Consider the following 15,025-nt stretch of genomic DNA (forward strand, 5'->3'; position numbering starts at 1 on the left):
TGCTCAACACCCCGACGGGGCCGCCGGGGCCGGGTCGGGGCGGTCCAGCCGTTTGTCCAGCACCGCCAGGCCGACCAGCAGCGCCGCCGCGGCCAGCCACCCGACCACCGCGATGGAACCCGCCGGGATGATCGCCAGCCCGGCGTTGCGGTGCTGCACCCGCACCAGGTTCGGGTCGTTCTTGTTGTACTCGACGTAGATGCGCATGCCGGTCGACAACTCGGACGGGTACAGCACGCCCAGCTCGGGCCGGTAGGTGACCCGCTCGGGGGTGACGAACTCGATCGTGGAGCGCCGCGGCCCGGCGCTGAGCACCTCCGCCTGTGCCACCCCCATGTTGTGCCGGATCGCGAGGTCGTCGCGCCAGGCGCCGGCCACCAGCAGCACCGACTGGAGCGTGACCAGACCGGTCACGATCAGCACGGCGATCCGCGCCCACCGCAGCGCCGCGCGCGCCCGGGTCTTCGGCGGTTCGTCGCTGCGGCCGTGGATCAGGATGCGCAGCGCCGCTTTCGCCGAGTTCAGGGTGTCCGGCATCGCACCGGGCTCACAGCGCGGCCTTGATGGCGGCGTGCAGCTGCCGCAGCGAGGACCGGTCCGCCTTGACCTCGAGCACGCGCATGCCCGTCGCGGGTTCGTCGAGGGCCGCGTCGAGTTCGCCGACCTCGATCTGGCGGCTCTCGACGTGGTAGGCGCGGCACAGCGCGCCCACGTCGACGTCGTGCGGGGTGCCGAAGACCCGCGACGACACGTCGGAGAACCGGGGGTCGCCCTGCTCGAGCAGCTCGAAGATGCCGCCGCCGTTGTCGTTGGACACCACGATGGTCAGGCGCTGCGGCGTCGGCTCGGTGGGACCGATCAGCAGCCCGGAGCTGTCGTGGACGAACGTGAGGTCGCCGATCAGGGCGATCGTGCGCCCCTGGTGCGGGCCCTCGCAGGCCCCCTCATGTGCCAGCGCCGCCCCGATCGCGGTGGAGACGGTGCCGTCGATGCCGGCGACGCCGCGGTTGGAGCGTACCCGGATACCCTGCGGGTTCAGCCCGACGAGCGCCGCGTCGCGGACCGGGTTGGAGGCGCCGAGCACCAGCTGGTCACCCGGTCGCAGCGCGCCGACCACGGCCGCGGCCACGTGCAGGCCGGTGGTGAGCGGGTGCGCCTCCAGCTGACCGCGCACGGCCTGGTTCGCGTGCCGGTTCACCTCCGCGCAGCGCTTCAGCCAGGCCGGATTCGGGGTCCCGGTGGTGACCGCCCGGGTGCCGGTGGCCTGCGAGTTGCCGGAGACGTCCGGCCAGCGCGGCCCGGTGGTCAGCGCGTACACCGGCACCTGCGGGTCGGCCAGCAGGGTCGACACCGGCCGGTGCAGCGTCGGGCGGCCGAGCATGATCACCTGCTTGGGGCGCAGCAGCGGCAGCGCCAGCGGGTGCAGCGGGTTGGGCAGCGGGCGGCCGGAAAACGACGTGGGCTCGGCGACGGTCGGTAACTGCTCCAGATTGGGGTGCACGCCGGCGCCGTGCCCGGCGATGACGACCGTGTCGGGTGACAGGTCGATGCCCAGCGGCTGGTCGAACGTCACCGGCGGCGTGTAGGTCCACGGCTTCCCGCCGGGGCGGCCCTGCGGGGTCACCGCTTGGGGTTCGGGGCCGGGCACCAGGGGCTCGCGCAGCGGGATGTCGAACTGCACGGGCCCGGCGTTGGCGGTGCGCGACCCGGTGGCGGCCGCCAGCACCCGGCAGGTGGCCGAGCGCCAGGTGGCGTTGAGCGAGTCCAGCCGCTCGGGCGCGTCCTCGGCCAGGCCCAGGCTGATGGTGGCCCGCACCTGGGTGCCGAAGTAGCCCAGCTGCTCCATGGTCTGGTTGGCCCCGGTGCCCAGCAGTTCGTAGGGCCGGTTGGCCGACAGCACGATCAGCGGCACCCGCGCGTAGTTGGCCTCCACCACCGCCGGGCCCAGGTTGGCCACCGCCGTGCCCGACGTCATCGCGATGCACACCGGTGCGCCGGCGCCGATCGCCAGGCCGATGGCCAGGTAGCCGGCCGTGCGTTCGTCGATGCGCACGTGCAACCGGACCCGGCCGGCGCGGTCGGCGTCCTGCAGGGCGAACGCCAGTGGGGCGTTGCGCGACCCCGGGCACAGCACGACGTCGCGGACGCCGCCGCGGATCAGCTCGTCAACGACGACGCGGGCCTGGGTCGTCGAGGGGTTCACCCATACAGGGTGTCACACGGGCGACGCCGCGCTCAGACCTTGACGCCGGCGAAGAACTGCAGCGCCGCGGAGTTGACGGCCTGCGGCCGCTCCAGGAAGCCCAGGTGTCCGGCGTCGGGGATCTGCAGGTACCGCCCGTTGGGCAGGGCGTCGGCGACCTCCCGGCCCAGATAGGGCGGCGTGACGACGTCGTCGGCGAAGCCGATCACCAGCACCGGGGCGGCGATGCTGCGGTACGCGGGCAACCGGTTGGTCTGCGGCGAGACGTCCAGCTGGCAGCGCAGTCCCGGGGTCTGCTTGATCGGCCAGGTGGAGAACATCGCGATCCAGTCGGCGACGACCGCATCGTCGTTGATCGTCTTGCGCGAGAAGCTCTCCAGCAGCCGCGACCGCGCGTCGTAGGAGGGCGGCAGCTGGGCTCCCGACTCGTACAACTCGATCTCGGCGTCGTGAAAGAACTGGCGGGCATGGTCGAGGCGGCCGCGGGTGGCCATCAGCACGGCGGAGCTGACCAGCTCGGGCCGGACCACCATCAGCTCCTGGGCGATGAACGAGCCCATCGACACCCCGACGATGCGCGCCGGTGCGGCGTCCAGCGACTCGATCAGCGCGGCGGTGTCGGCGACCATGGTCTGCGTGGTGAACCCCCCGGCGTTCTCGGTGGCGCCGATCCCGCGGTTGTCGAAGGTGATGACCCGGTAGCCCGCTTCCAGAAACGCCGGCACCTGATGCGGCAACCAGGTGCGCCCGGGGCCGCCGCGGCCGGAGATGAAGACGACGGACTCACCGGATCCTCGTTCGTCGTAAGCCAGGTTGATCACCCGACCGACGGTACAGGTGCCCGGGTGCGCGGCTTCCCGCTACGCCGAGGGGCCGGCCACGTGACGCCACCAGGGCACGCGGCGCGCGACCGCGATGTCCAGCGCCAGGCGACGGTCGAGCCCGTGCTCGAGTTTCACCAGCAGGGCCAGGAAGACGAGCACGTAGATGATCGAGGTCCCGATGTCGGTCGCGCCGGCGGTGTAGGGTCCGCCGAACCCCTCGGCCGTCGACCAGACGCTCAGGCTGTAGAGCGCGCCGCCGAGGTAGACCGCCCGGCGGGCGAGCCCGGTCAACAGCAGGACCGCGATCGTCGTCTCGGTCAGCGCGATGAGGTCGACCCACAGGCCCGGGTCGGGTCGCATCAGGTGGATCCAGAAGTCGAACCATCCCGTCAGCCAGTGCGGCTGGCCCTGCGCGGCGGCCACCATGCTCGGCAGCATGGTGGCGCGGAACCCCGGCTGCCACTTCAGCCACGCGTCGATCGCCCAGACCACGCCGAACACGATGCGCAGCGCGGTGGCCGCCGTCTCGGTGCGCGGGTTTCCCTTCACATTTTCCACGGCCACTTTTTCCACGGCCACATTTTCCACGGCCATCACGCTACCGATCAGTCGAGCAGCCGGAAACAGGTTGCGACCCGGTCGACCCACCACTGCCGCCGTTCGGGTGCCGCGGCCAGCGCCCGCAGCCGCGCCGGGTCCGGCGTGACCGGCCCGACCGCCAGGGTGCCGTCGACGGGCGGGGCGACGTCCGCCACGTCCTCGCAGAACAGCCCGCCCGTGCCCAGTCCGCAGGCGTGGCCCAGGTGCGGCAGGGCCGCCGCGGCGGTCAGGCCGGCGGCGATGCCGACCGCGGAATCGAGCGCGCTCGAGATCACCACCGGGATGTCGATCTGCGCGGCGATCTTCAGCAGGGCCCAAACCCCGCCCAGCGGGGCAACTTTGAGCACCGCGACGTCGGCGGCGCCGGCGCGGACCACGGCCAGCGGGTCGTCGGCCTTGCGGATGCTCTCGTCGGCGGCGATCGGCACGTCGGGCATGTCGGGGCGGCGGCGCAGCGCGGCGAGTTCGTCGACCGTGGCGCAGGGTTGTTCGAGGTACTCCAGCGGGCCGTCGGCGGTCAGCGCGGCGGCGGCCTCGACCGCCTGCTCGACGGTCCAGCCGCCGTTGGCGTCCACCCGCACGACGTCGACGAGTTCGCGCACCGCGTTGACCCGGTCGACGTCGTCGCGCAGCGTCTGCCCGGGCTCGGCGACCTTCACCTTGGCCGTGCGTGCCCCGGGAAACCGGGCCAGCACCTCGCCCACCCGCGCGGCGGCCACCGCCGGCACCGTGGCGTTGATCGGGATGCGGTCGCGGCGCGGCGGCGGCGGCTCGCGGTAGGCGGCCTCGATGGCCGACGCCAGCCACGCGGCCGCCTCCGACGGCCCGTATTCGACGAACGCCCCGAACTCGCCCCACCCCGCGGGGCCCTCGATCAGCGCGACCTCGCGGGTGGTGATGCCGCGGAACCGGACCCGCATCGGCAGCGCGACGACATGCAGCCGGTCCAGCAGGTCGGCCAGCGGCGGTCTCATCGGCCGTAAACCCGGCGGCCCGCCAGATACGTCGCGCGCACCTCCAGGTCGGCGATGCGCTCCGGCGGCACCGTGCGCGGGTCGGCCGACAGCACCACCAGGTCGGCGTACTTGCCGACCTGAAGCGAGCCGGTCACGTCGTCGGCGAACAGCTGCCAGGCGGCGTCGATGGTCTGCGCGCGGATCGCCTGCTCGACGGTGAGGCACTCCTGCGGCCCCAGCACCCGGCCGCTGGGCGCGGTGCGCGTGACGGCGACGCTGATGTTGCGCAGCGGCTCCTCGGGGGTGACCGGCGGGTCGTTGTGCAGCGAGATGCGCATGCCGGTGGCCACCGCGGAACCCGCCGGCATCCACCGGGAGCCGCGTTCCTCGCCGAACAGGCCGTCGACGATGACGTCGCCCCAGTAGTGGATCTGGTCGATGAAGATGCTGCAGGTGACGCCCAGGTCGGCGGCCCTGCGAAGTTGGTCGGGGCGGATGGCGCCGACGTGCTCGAGCCGCAAACGGTGGTCGGGACGCGGGTGGCGGCGCAGCGCTTCTTCGTAAACGTCGAGTATCACGTCCACCCCGGCGTCGCCGTGCACGTGGCAGGCCATCTGCCAGCCCAGCGGGAAGTAGGCGCCGACGATCTCGGCCAGCTGCTCGCGGGTGTAGTTGGCGTGCCCGCAGGAACCGGCGGCGCCGATCGTGCGGGTGGCGGCGGTGTCCAGGTAGGGGAAGGACAGCGCGATGTTGCCGATCCACGGCGAGCCGTCCACCCAGATCTTGATGCCGACCTGGCGCACCAGGTCGTCGCCCTGCCCGGGCGTCGCGGCGGTGGACATCTGCGGAGTGGACATCTCGTAGGTGCGCAGCCGCACCGTCAGCTCGTCGCGCACCTGCTCGAGCAACGGCGCGAACGCCGGGTCGAACGCCATGTCCGAGCAGGTGGTCAGACCGGCGCGGTTGAGCCGGGCGCACTCGTCGCGCAGCATGCCCGGGTAGCTGCCGGGCTCGATCGCCCCACCCAGCAGCGGGAACACCGCGCCGATCTCCTCGGCGCTGCCGTCGAGTTCGCCGTCGGCGCCGCGGCCGTAGCGCGCCCCCTTGGGGTCGGGGGTGTCGCGGGTGAGCCCGGCGCGCTCGGCGGCGGCCGAGTTGAAGTAGGCCTGGTGCCCGGAGTTGTGCACGATCACCAGCGGGCCGTCCGGCGCGATGTCGTCCAGCCAGGCCGGCGTCGGCCGCGGCAGGCCGGGCTGCAGCAGCGGATCCCAGCCGCTCAGGTAGGCCCCGGCCGGTCCCCTGGCGGCCGTCTCGCGGCGCACCGCGGCCACGACGTCGCCGGCGTCACGCAGGGTCACCGGCCGGATGTCGACGATCCGGTCCGACAGCGCGAGCGCCTCCATCAGCGGGTGCCCGTGCGCCTCGACGAATCCCGGCATGACGCAGCCGTCGCCGAGATCGATCGTCTCGGTGTCGGCACCGATGACGTCGGCGAGGTCGGCGCGGGTGCCGACGGCGATGATCCTGCCGTCGGCGACGGCGAGCGCCTCGGCGGTGGGCCGCGACTCGTCGACGGTCAGAACGGTTCCGGTGACGACGAGCTCAGCCCCAGCCATGAGCGGAAATCGTAATGCCGCGAGGGTATGGCTGACCGGAATTGCAACACGTTCTAGTCTTGCCAACATGAGTGACGAGTTGCTGCGCCATCCGATTCATTCCGGACACCTGACAGTCGGTGCGCTCAAGCGCAACAAGAACAAGCCGGTGCTGCATCTCGGCGACACGACGCTGACCGGTGGACAGCTCGCCGAGCGCATCAGCCAGTACATTCAGGCGTTCGAGGCGCTCGGCGCGGGCACCGGCGCGACCGTCGGGCTGCTGTCGCTGAACCGGCCCGAGGTGCTGATGATCATCGGCGCCGGCCAGACCCAGGGTTACCGGCGCGTGGCACTGCACCCGCTGGGCTCCCTGGACGACCACGCCTACGTGCTGGGCGACGCCGGCGTGACGTCGCTGATCATCGACCCCAACCCGATGTTCGTCGAGCGGGCGCTGGGCCTGCTGGAGAAGGTGCCCGGCCTCAAGCAGGTCCTGACCATCGGCCCGGTCCCCGAAGCGCTGGGCGATGCCGCGGTGGACCTGGTGGCCGAAGCCGCGAAGTATCCGCCGAAGCCGTTGGTGGCGGCCGACCTTCCGCCCGACCACATCGGCGGGATGGCCTACACCGGCGGCACCACCGGCAAGCCCAAGGGTGTGCTGGGCACCGCGCAGTCGATCACCACGATGACCACGATCCAGCTCGCCGAGTGGGAATGGCCGGAGAACCCGCGCTTCCTGATGTGCACCCCGCTGTCGCATGCCGGGGCGGCGTTCTTCGTGCCGACGATCATCAAGGGCGGCGAGCTGGTCGTGCTGACCAAGTTCGACCCGGCCGAGGTGCTGCGGGTGATCGAGGAGCAGAAGATCACCGCAACCATGCTGGTGCCGTCGATGATCTACGCGCTGATGGACCACCCGGATTCGCACACCCGCGACCTGTCCTCGCTGGAGACGGTCTATTACGGCGCCTCGGCGATGAACCCGGTGCGGCTGGCCGAGGCCATCCGCCGCTTCGGGCCGATCTTCGCCCAGTACTACGGGCAGTCCGAAGCCCCGATGGTGATCTCCTACCTGGCCAAGAAGGACCACGACGAGAAGCGGCTCACCTCCTGCGGGCGGCCCACCCTGTTCGCCCGCACGGCACTGCTGGGTCCCGATGGCGAGCCGGTGCCGCAGGGCGAGGTCGGCGAGATCTGCGTGTCCGGGCCGCTGCTTTCCGGCGGGTACTGGAACCTGCCGGAGGAGACGGCCAAGACGTTCAAAGACGGCTGGCTGCACACCGGTGACATGGCCCGCGAGGACTCCGACGGCTTCTGGTTCATCGTCGACCGGGTCAAGGACATGATCGTCACCGGCGGGTTCAACGTGTTCCCGCGCGAGGTCGAGGACGTCGTCGCCGAGCACCCGGCCGTCGCGCAGGTATGCGTGATCGGCACGCCGGACGACAAGTGGGGCGAAGCCGTCACCGCGGTGATCGTGCTGCGACCCGACCATCCCTGCGACGAGGAGTCGGTGGCGCGGGTGACCGTCGAGATCCAGTCCGCGGTCAAGGAGCGCAAGGGTTCGGTGCAGTCGCCCAAGCAGGTGATCGTCGTCGAGTCGGTGCCGGTGACCGCGCTCGGCAAGCCGGACAAGAAGGCCGTCCGGGCGCGGTTCTGGGAGGGCGCCGGCCGCGCCGTCGGCTGAGTTTCTCCCGCGAGCAGACGCAGAAGCCCCCAATTTCGGCACGAAATGGGGGCTTCTGCGTCTGCTCGCCGGGTCAGCGAGCCACGCCGGCCTCGCGCGCGGTCGACTCCAGCGACACCGGCCGGCCCGCCGCGGTGGCGAACTCCCCCGCCGCGACCTCGAGGAGCTTCTCGCGGTTGCGGCGCGCATCGGAGCGGCCTGGTGCTGCCGAAGCGGGGGAGTCTCCGTTTCGGCTGCGCTGCGGGCACCTAGGTCGCCCGCGTCGGCCACGGCGCCATGCAGCTGTGCGAGGGCGTCTCGAGCGCCGACGCGATGGCCCGCCTGGACGCCGTCACCACACCGGGATCCGACCCGTGGGCGCACGGTGTCGAACCCTTCCCGGAGGCGCCGAACGCCTGACTACTGTGTCAGGCATGGCACGTGCAGCAGCCCTCAAGCCGCCCCGGTGGCTGAAGCCGGCGAACCAGGTCCGCGTTCGACGCCGGTCAGCCCGATGACGCCGGACGGCAAGCGCGAGCGGGTCCGGATGGTCGAGCTGCCCGCCGCGGACGCCAGGCCGGTGCTGCGGGCGTTCCCCGCGGAGGTGCCCACCGGCGTCGGTTTCATGAAGCGCTCCGGGCCGATCAGAAACGGGCGCCCCGAGGGGTTCGAGGCGCCGGCCGGGCGCTGGGGCGTCTTCCGGCTCGACCCGCCATGAGCGACAACCCCTTTGACGCGCAAGCCTGGCGGCCGGTCGACGGGTTTGCCGACCTGACCGACATCACCTACCACCGCCACGTCACCGATGCCACGGTGCGGGTGGCGTTCAACCGGCCCGAGGTGCGCAACGCCTTCCGGCCGCACACCGTCGACGAGCTGTACCGCGCGCTCGACCACGCCCGGATGTCCCCCGACGTGGGCGTCGTGCTGCTGACCGGCAACGGCCCCTCGCCCAAGGACGGCGGCTGGGCGTTCTGCTCGGGCGGGGACCAGCGCATCCGCGGCCGCAGCGGCTATCAGTACGCCAGCGGGGACACCGCGGACACCGTCGATGCCGCCCGCGCCGGCCGGTTGCACATCCTCGAGGTGCAGCGGCTGATCCGGTTCATGCCCAAGGTGGTCATCTGCCTGGTCAACGGCTGGGCCGCCGGCGGCGGGCACAGCCTGCACGTGGTCTGCGACCTGACCCTGGCCAGCCGCGAGCACGCCCGCTTCAAGCAGACCGACGCCGACGTCGGCAGTTTCGACGGCGGCTACGGCAGCGCGTACCTGGCGCGCCAGGTGGGCCAGAAGTTCGCCCGCGAGATCTTCTTTTTGGGCCGCACCTACACCGCCGAGCAGATGCACCAGATGGGCGCGGTCAACGAGGTCGTCGACCACGCCGACCTGGAGCGGGTGGCCGTGCAGTGGGCGGCCGAGATCAACGCGAAATCGCCGCAGGCCCAACGCATGCTGAAGTTCGCGTTCAACCTGCTCGACGACGGCCTGGTCGGCCAGCAGCTGTTCGCCGGCGAGGCCACCCGGCTGGCGTACATGACCGACGAGGCCGTCGAGGGCCGCGACGCGTTCCTGCAGAAACGCCCGCCGGACTGGAGCCCGTTCCCCCGGTACTTCTGAGCGGGCTGCCGGGCGCCGACAGTGCGCCACCTACACTGCCCACGATGAGTAAAAGCCCGCTACGCCGCCTCACCGACCAGCTCGTGCTGGCGACCATGCGGCCGCCCGCCGCGCCGCAGTTGCTGGTCAACCGGCCCGCAATCAAGCCGATCGACCTGGCCGGCAAGCGCATCCTGATCACCGGGGCGTCCTCGGGCATCGGGGAGGCCGCGGCCGAGCAGTTCGCCCGCCGCGGCGCCACCGTGGTCGTCGCCGCCCGACGCCGGGAGTTGCTGGACGCGGTGGCCGAACGGATCACGGCCGCCGGCGGCACCGCGCTGCCAATGCCCTGCGACGTCTCGGACATGGACGCCGTCGACGCGCTGGCCGCCGACGTCGAGCAGCGGCTCGGCGGGGTCGACATCCTGGTCAACAACGCCGCCCGGTCCATCCGCCGGCCGCTGGCCGAGTCGCTGGAGCGCTGGCACGACGTCGAGCGGACCATGACGCTCAACTACTACGCGCCGCTGCGGCTGATCCGCGGGCTGGCGCCGGGGATGCTCGAGCGCGGCGACGGCCACATCATCAACGTCTCGACGTGGGGTGTCCTGTCGGAGGCCTCGCCGTTGTTCGCGGTGTACAACGCGTCGAAGGCCGCGCTGTCGATGGTGAGCCGGGTCGTCGAGACCGAGTGGGGCCACCGGGGTGTGCACTCGACGACCCTGTACTACCCCTTGGTGGCCACGCCGATGATCGCTCCGACGAAGGCCTACGAGGGGGTCCCCGCGCTGACGTCGGCCGAGGCCGCCGAGTGGATGATCACCGCCGCGCGCACCCGGCCGGTGCGGATCGCGCCGCGGATGGCGATCGCGGCCAAGGCGCTCGACACCATCGGCCCCCGCTGGGTGAACGCCCTCATGGCGCGCCAGCGCATCCAGCCCAACCGTGCGGCCGGGAACTGACCGCGCCCCGAAACTGACCACAGGCCATCGCCACGCGGACACGGACGTGATAGACACGACGCCATGGAGATCCTGGCCAGCCGGATGCTGCTCCGGCCGGTGGACTACGCGAGGTCGCTGAGTTTCTACCGGGACCGGATCGGTCTGGCAATTTTCCGCGACTATGGCGGCGGCACAGTGTTTTTCGCCGGCCAGTCGCTGCTGGAACTGGCCGGCTACGGCTCGCCGGACCATTCGCGGGGACCGTTTCCCGGCGCCCTGTGGCTCCAGGTCCGCGACATCGCGGCGACCCAGGCCGAGCTGCGGGGCCGCGGAGTGGCGATTGCCCGCGAGGCGCGCCAGGAACCGTGGGGCCTGCACGAGATGCACGTGACCGACCCGGACGGCATCACGCTGATCTTCGTCGAGATCCCGCCTGAACACCCGCTTCGCCGCGACACCCGTGGTGAACGAGAGCCCGGTTCAGGTTAACGACGAGGTAACTTATGGCGACCACTCACGGTACACCCGCGTTTGCCGTCTTCCTGCGTTCGACAATGCAGTCCCCCGACTACGAGAATCAGGCGCTGTGGACATCCAGCTGTTCCTCTTGATCATTGTCGTAATCACGGCAATCGCTTTCGATTTCACGAACGGCTTCCACGACACCGGCAACGCCATGGCGACGTCGATCGCCAGCGGCGCGCTCAAGCCCAAAGTGGCCGTCGGGCTGGCGGCGGTGCTCAACCTGGCGGGCGCGTTCATGTCCACCGCCGTCGCCGCCACGATCGCCAAGGGGCTGATCGACGGGCACATCGTGACGCTGGAACTCGTGTTCGCCGGCCTGGTCGGGGGCATCGTCTGGAATCTGCTGACCTGGTTGCTCGGCATTCCGTCGAGTTCGTCGCACGCGCTGATCGGCGGCGTCGTCGGGGCCACCATCGCCGCGGTCGGCGGGCACGGTGTGATCTGGAAGGGTGTGGTCTCCCATGTGCTCATCCCGGCCGTCGTGGCCGCGATTCTGGCCATCGGCGTTGGGGCGATCGCGACCTGGCTGGTCTACCGGGTCACCCGCGGCCTCGACTCCGCACGCACCGCGGCCGGGTTTCGGTACGGCCAGTGGGGCTCGGCGTCGCTGGTGGCGCTGGCGCACGGGACCGGCGACGCCCAGAAGACGATGGGCATCATCTTCCTGGCGCTGATGTCGTACGGCTCGCTCGGCAAGGGCGCTGTGGCGCCGCCGCTGTGGGTGATCGTGGCATGCGCGGTGTCGATGGCGCTGGGCACCTACCTGGGCGGTTGGCGGATCATCCGCACCCTGGGCAAGGGGCTCGTCGAGATCGAGTCGCCCCAGGGCATGGCCGCCGAGTCGTCCTCGGCCGCGGTCATCCTGCTGTCCACCCATTTCGGCTACGCCCTGTCGACGACGCAGGTGTGCACCGGTTCGGTGCTGGGCAGCGGGCTGGGCAAGCCCGGCGGCGAGGTGCGCTGGGGTGTGGCCGGCCGGATGGTGGTCGCGTGGCTGGTCACCCTCCCGCTGGCCGGGCTCGTCGGCGCGGTGACCTACTGGATCGTCCACCTCATCGGGGGATACCCCGGCGCGATCATCGGCTTCGGGCTGCTGGCCGCCGTCTCGACCCTGATCTACATCCGGTCGCGCAAGGCCAAGGTCGACCACAACAACGTCAACGCCGAATGGGAGGGCAGCCTGACCGCGGGCCTGGATGCTGCGGAGGAGATTCCACCGCCGACCGAGGTGGTGAACCCGGCGGACGCCGGCGGGCCGCCCCGGTCCGGCTCCGATGACCCCACGGTCGGTGCGGGGAACATGTCATGAGCGGCCTGAGCGAGTGGTTCAACTACGAAGCCTCCCTGAAGATCCTGGTGTTCAGCATGCTGGCCGGCGCCGCGCTGCCAGGGCTGTTCGCCCTGGGGCTGCGGCTGCAGGCCGTGGGCGCCGGGGACGTCAGCACCAACGGCGTTGCGCCGCAACGCAACCCGGCACTGACCGCGCTCGCGTGGGTCATCTACGCGCTGGTGGTCGTCGTGATCCTGTGCGCCCTGGCCTACATCTCCCGGGATTTCATCGCGCACCACACCGGGTATCCGTTCCTCGGAGCAAAGACCAAGTAGCATCGGAAGCGGTTCTTCGCCGAAGCCGAGCCCACGCCCGGAACACGTTGCACAAACAGGTTGCACAATGAACGGATTCCTCAGTTCGATCGTGGCCTGGCTGCGCGCCGGGTACCCCGAAGGCGTTCCCCCGACCGACACCTTCGCGGTGCTGGCCCTGCTCAAACGCCGGTTGAGCAACGAGGAGGTCGTCGCCGTGGCCAATGAGCTGATCGAACGCGACGAGCTCGACGACATCGACATCGGCGTGGCGGTCACCCAGATCACCGACGAGCTGCCGTCGCCCGAAGACATCGAGCGGGTGCGGGCGCGGTTGGCCGAACGGGGCTGGCCGTTCGACGACGAGCACAGCAGCGGAGCGCACGCATAGCCGTCCTGAGGGCACTCGGCGTGCCGGCGGGGCGCGCCGTCCCCGTGCTGCTGCCCGCCCTGGAACGGGTGCTGGCCGGGCGCGGTCCCGCGTTGCTGGCCGTACCGGCCGACCCCGACCGAGAAGCGCTGCGCGCGTTGCGGGTCGGCCAGGACATCGACGACGACGTGGCACTCGTCGCGACGACGTCGGGCACCACCGGATTCCCCAAGGGCGCCCTGCTGACCGCCGCCGCCCTGCGGGCCGGCGCGGCGGCCACCCATGACCGGCTCGGCGGGCCGGGCGGCTGGCTGCTGGCCCTGCCGCCGCATCACATCGCCGGGATCCAGGTGGTGGTGCGCAGCCTGCTGGCCGGTGCGGAGCCCGTCGAACTCGACGTCTCCGCCGGCTTCGACGCCGCCGAACTGCCCGGTGCCCTCGGGCGGCTGGGCGCCGGTCGTCGGTACACCTCGCTGGTCGCCGCCCAGCTGGCCAAGGCGCTCGCCGACCCGGCGGCCGCGGCCGCCCTCGCTGACCTCGACGCCGTGCTGCTCGGCGGCGGGCCGGCACCGGATCGGGTCCTGGACGCCGCCGCGGCGGCCGGCGTCACGGTGGTGCGCAGCTACGGGATGAGCGAGACCGCGGGCGGCTGCGTGTACGACGGCGTCCCGCTCGACGGTGTCCGGGTGCGGGTGGCCGGGGACGGGCACGTCGTGATCGGGGGCGCGACGCTGGCCAAGGGCTACCGGAACCCGGTCGTCCCCGACCCGTTCGCCGAGCCGGGCTGGTTCCGCACCGACGACCTGGGTGCCCTCGACGACGCGGGCGTGCTGACCGTGCTGGGCCGCGCCGACGACGCGATCAGCAGCGGCGGGCTGACGGTGCTGCCGCAGCCCGTCGAGGCGGCACTGTGCACCCACCCCGCCGTGCGCGAGTGCGCGGTGTTCGGCCTGCCCGACGACCGGCTGGGACAGCGGGTCGTCGCCGCGGTGGTGCCGGCCGACGGGTGCGCCCGCCCGACGCTGGACGCCCTGCGGGCGCACGTGACGCGCACGCTGGACGCCACCGCGGCCCCCCGCGAACTGCACGTCGTCGACGCGCTCCCGCGCCGCGGGATCGGCAAGCTCGATCGGCGGGCGCTGGTGCGGCGGTTCTCGACCGGTCAATAGGCTTGTCGACCGTGAGGATTGCGCTACGGGCATCGGCCCGGGAGGTGGCGGCGGTCGCGCTCGGGGTCGCCGTGGTGGCGGCCGCGTTCGTGCTGCCGCGCGTGCACGCCGGCGTCAAGCCGCTGCTCGGCGTCGGACCGGAGCGGTTCGCCACGCATGCCGGTGCGGCACCGATCTTCGGGGCGTGGGAAATCCACGCCGGCTGGGGAACCGGGCCGGCCATACTCCTGGCCGTCGCCGCGGTGGTGTGGGGACCCACTGTGGCACAACGGCTTTCGTGGAGGACGTTGACGCTGGGCACCTGGGCGGCCGCGTGCGCGTGGGCGTTCGCGCTGGCGATGATCGACGGCTGGCAGCGCGGCTTCGCGGGCCGGCTGACCACCCGGGACGAGTACCTCTACGAGGTGCCGGGCATCGAAGACATCCCGGCCACGCTGCGCACGTTTGCGGGCCGGATCCTCGACCTGCAGCCGAACTCCTGGACGACGCACGTCTCGGGGCATCCGCCGGGTGCGCTACTGACGTTCGTGTGGCTGGACCGCATCGGCCTGCACGGCGGCGCCTGGGCCGGCCTCCTGTGCCTGCTGGTCGGCTCGAGCGCGGCGGCGGCCGTGGTCGTCGCGGTCCGCGCGCTGACCGACGAGCCGACCGCCCGGCGCGTCGCGCCGTTCGTCGCGGTGGCCCCGACGGCGATCTGGGTGGCGGTCTCGGCCGACGGGTACTTCGCCGGTGTCGCGGCCTGGGGCATCGCGCTGCTGGCCCTGGCAGTTCACGGGACCGTCCGGTTCCCCGCCGCGGCAGCCGCCGGTGCGGGACTGCTGCTCGGCTGGGGTATCTTCCTCAGCTACGGCCTGATGTTGATGGGCCTGCCGGCGCTGGCGGTGCTGGTGTCGGGGGGGGGGCCGCCCGGCGGCCCGCGGGGGGGGGGGGGGGGCCGCGGGGGGGGGGGGGGGGGGGGGGGGGGGGGGGGGGGGGGGGGGGGGGGGGGGG

At 72.0% G+C, this 15,025-nt stretch carries 15 protein-coding genes and 3 pseudogenes; 11 read left to right on the plus strand and 7 right to left on the minus strand.

What is annotated here, in order from left to right; all coding sequences use genetic code 11:
* Positions 1-3 precede the first annotated feature (3 nt).
* From FPZ47_RS17280 to FPZ47_RS17305, 6 genes are read right to left on the minus strand one after another with little or no spacing between them, the layout of a single operon-like run.
* Positions 4-537, minus strand: coding sequence for a DUF3592 domain-containing protein (locus FPZ47_RS17280; protein ID WP_144952736.1), 534 nt, complete (start codon positions 535-537; stop codon positions 4-6).
* 10 nt (positions 538-547) lie between these two features.
* Complete coding sequence (gene menD, locus FPZ47_RS17285) at positions 548-2,203, minus strand: 2-succinyl-5-enolpyruvyl-6-hydroxy-3-cyclohexene-1-carboxylic-acid synthase (protein WP_144952739.1); 1,656 nt, start codon at positions 2,201-2,203, stop codon at positions 548-550.
* A gap of 32 nt (positions 2,204-2,235) precedes the next feature.
* Positions 2,236-3,024 (minus strand): alpha/beta fold hydrolase, encoded by a 789-nt coding sequence (locus tag FPZ47_RS17290; protein WP_144952741.1) that lies wholly within the window; start codon positions 3,022-3,024, stop codon positions 2,236-2,238.
* 39 nt (positions 3,025-3,063) lie between these two features.
* A complete protein-coding gene (locus FPZ47_RS17295; RefSeq protein WP_144952743.1) occupies positions 3,064-3,621 on the minus strand; it encodes a DoxX family membrane protein in 558 nt (185 codons plus the stop codon).
* Positions 3,622-3,632: 11 nt separating this feature from the next.
* A complete protein-coding gene (locus tag FPZ47_RS17300; protein ID WP_144952745.1) occupies positions 3,633-4,601 on the minus strand; it encodes an o-succinylbenzoate synthase in 969 nt (322 codons plus the stop codon).
* Positions 4,598-6,199 (minus strand): amidohydrolase, encoded by a 1,602-nt coding sequence (locus tag FPZ47_RS17305; RefSeq protein ID WP_144952748.1) that lies wholly within the window; start codon positions 6,197-6,199, stop codon positions 4,598-4,600. Before FPZ47_RS17305 ends, FPZ47_RS17300 begins: the two co-directional genes overlap by 4 nt.
* A 67-nt stretch (positions 6,200-6,266) precedes the next feature.
* On the opposite strand from FPZ47_RS17305, the gene fadD8 reads away from it, so the two are divergent.
* A complete protein-coding gene (fadD8, locus tag FPZ47_RS17310) occupies positions 6,267-7,868 on the plus strand; it encodes a fatty-acid--CoA ligase FadD8 (protein ID WP_144952750.1) in 1,602 nt (533 codons plus the stop codon).
* Between the two features lie 82 nt (positions 7,869-7,950).
* On the opposite strand, the pseudogene FPZ47_RS29575 reads toward fadD8, so the two are convergent.
* Positions 7,951-8,067, minus strand: a pseudogene (locus FPZ47_RS29575) (TetR/AcrR family transcriptional regulator); the annotation flags it as partial.
* A 77-nt stretch (positions 8,068-8,144) separates the two neighbouring features.
* On the opposite strand from FPZ47_RS29575, the gene FPZ47_RS30240 reads away from it, so the two are divergent.
* The 10 genes and pseudogenes from FPZ47_RS30240 to FPZ47_RS17360 form a co-directional block, all read left to right on the plus strand.
* Positions 8,145-8,267: a hypothetical protein gene (locus FPZ47_RS30240; RefSeq protein WP_281291851.1), complete on the plus strand. Its 123-nt coding sequence runs from the start codon at positions 8,145-8,147 to the stop codon at positions 8,265-8,267.
* Between the two features lie 28 nt (positions 8,268-8,295).
* Positions 8,296-8,565, plus strand: a pseudogene (locus FPZ47_RS17320) (deazaflavin-dependent nitroreductase); the annotation flags it as partial.
* Positions 8,562-9,464, plus strand: coding sequence for a 1,4-dihydroxy-2-naphthoyl-CoA synthase (locus FPZ47_RS17325; RefSeq protein ID WP_144952752.1), 903 nt, complete (start codon positions 8,562-8,564; stop codon positions 9,462-9,464). The pseudogene FPZ47_RS17320 and the gene FPZ47_RS17325, both read left to right, overlap by 4 nt.
* 44 nt (positions 9,465-9,508) lie before the next feature.
* The gene (locus FPZ47_RS17330) at positions 9,509-10,405 is read left to right on the plus strand and encodes an SDR family oxidoreductase (RefSeq protein ID WP_144952754.1); all 897 of its coding nucleotides are present in this window, start codon (positions 9,509-9,511) and stop codon (positions 10,403-10,405) included.
* Positions 10,406-10,468: 63 nt separating this feature from the next.
* Positions 10,469-10,876 carry a VOC family protein gene (locus FPZ47_RS17335; protein ID WP_144952756.1) on the plus strand — a complete coding sequence of 136 codons (408 nt, stop codon included), beginning with the start codon at positions 10,469-10,471 and terminating at the stop codon, positions 10,874-10,876.
* A gap of 97 nt (positions 10,877-10,973) precedes the next feature.
* Positions 10,974-12,221, plus strand: a complete 1,248-nt coding sequence (locus FPZ47_RS17340; RefSeq protein ID WP_144952758.1) for an inorganic phosphate transporter — start codon at positions 10,974-10,976, stop codon at positions 12,219-12,221.
* Complete coding sequence (locus FPZ47_RS17345; protein WP_144952760.1) at positions 12,218-12,517, plus strand: hypothetical protein; 300 nt, start codon at positions 12,218-12,220, stop codon at positions 12,515-12,517. The genes FPZ47_RS17340 and FPZ47_RS17345 overlap by 4 nt, the downstream gene beginning before the upstream one ends.
* A gap of 67 nt (positions 12,518-12,584) precedes the next feature.
* The gene (locus FPZ47_RS17350) at positions 12,585-12,887 is read left to right on the plus strand and encodes a DUF3349 domain-containing protein (protein ID WP_144952762.1); all 303 of its coding nucleotides are present in this window, start codon (positions 12,585-12,587) and stop codon (positions 12,885-12,887) included.
* Positions 12,888-12,955: 68 nt separating this feature from the next.
* Positions 12,956-14,035, plus strand: a complete 1,080-nt coding sequence (gene menE / locus FPZ47_RS17355; RefSeq protein ID WP_246133447.1) for an o-succinylbenzoate--CoA ligase — start codon at positions 12,956-12,958, stop codon at positions 14,033-14,035.
* Between the two features lie 17 nt (positions 14,036-14,052).
* A pseudogene (locus FPZ47_RS17360) lies at positions 14,053-15,025 on the plus strand (hypothetical protein); the annotation flags it as partial.

Origin of the sequence: Mycobacterium helveticum (genome assembly GCF_007714205.1) — a bacterium.
GTDB lineage: Bacteria > Actinomycetota > Actinomycetes > Mycobacteriales > Mycobacteriaceae > Mycobacterium > Mycobacterium helveticum.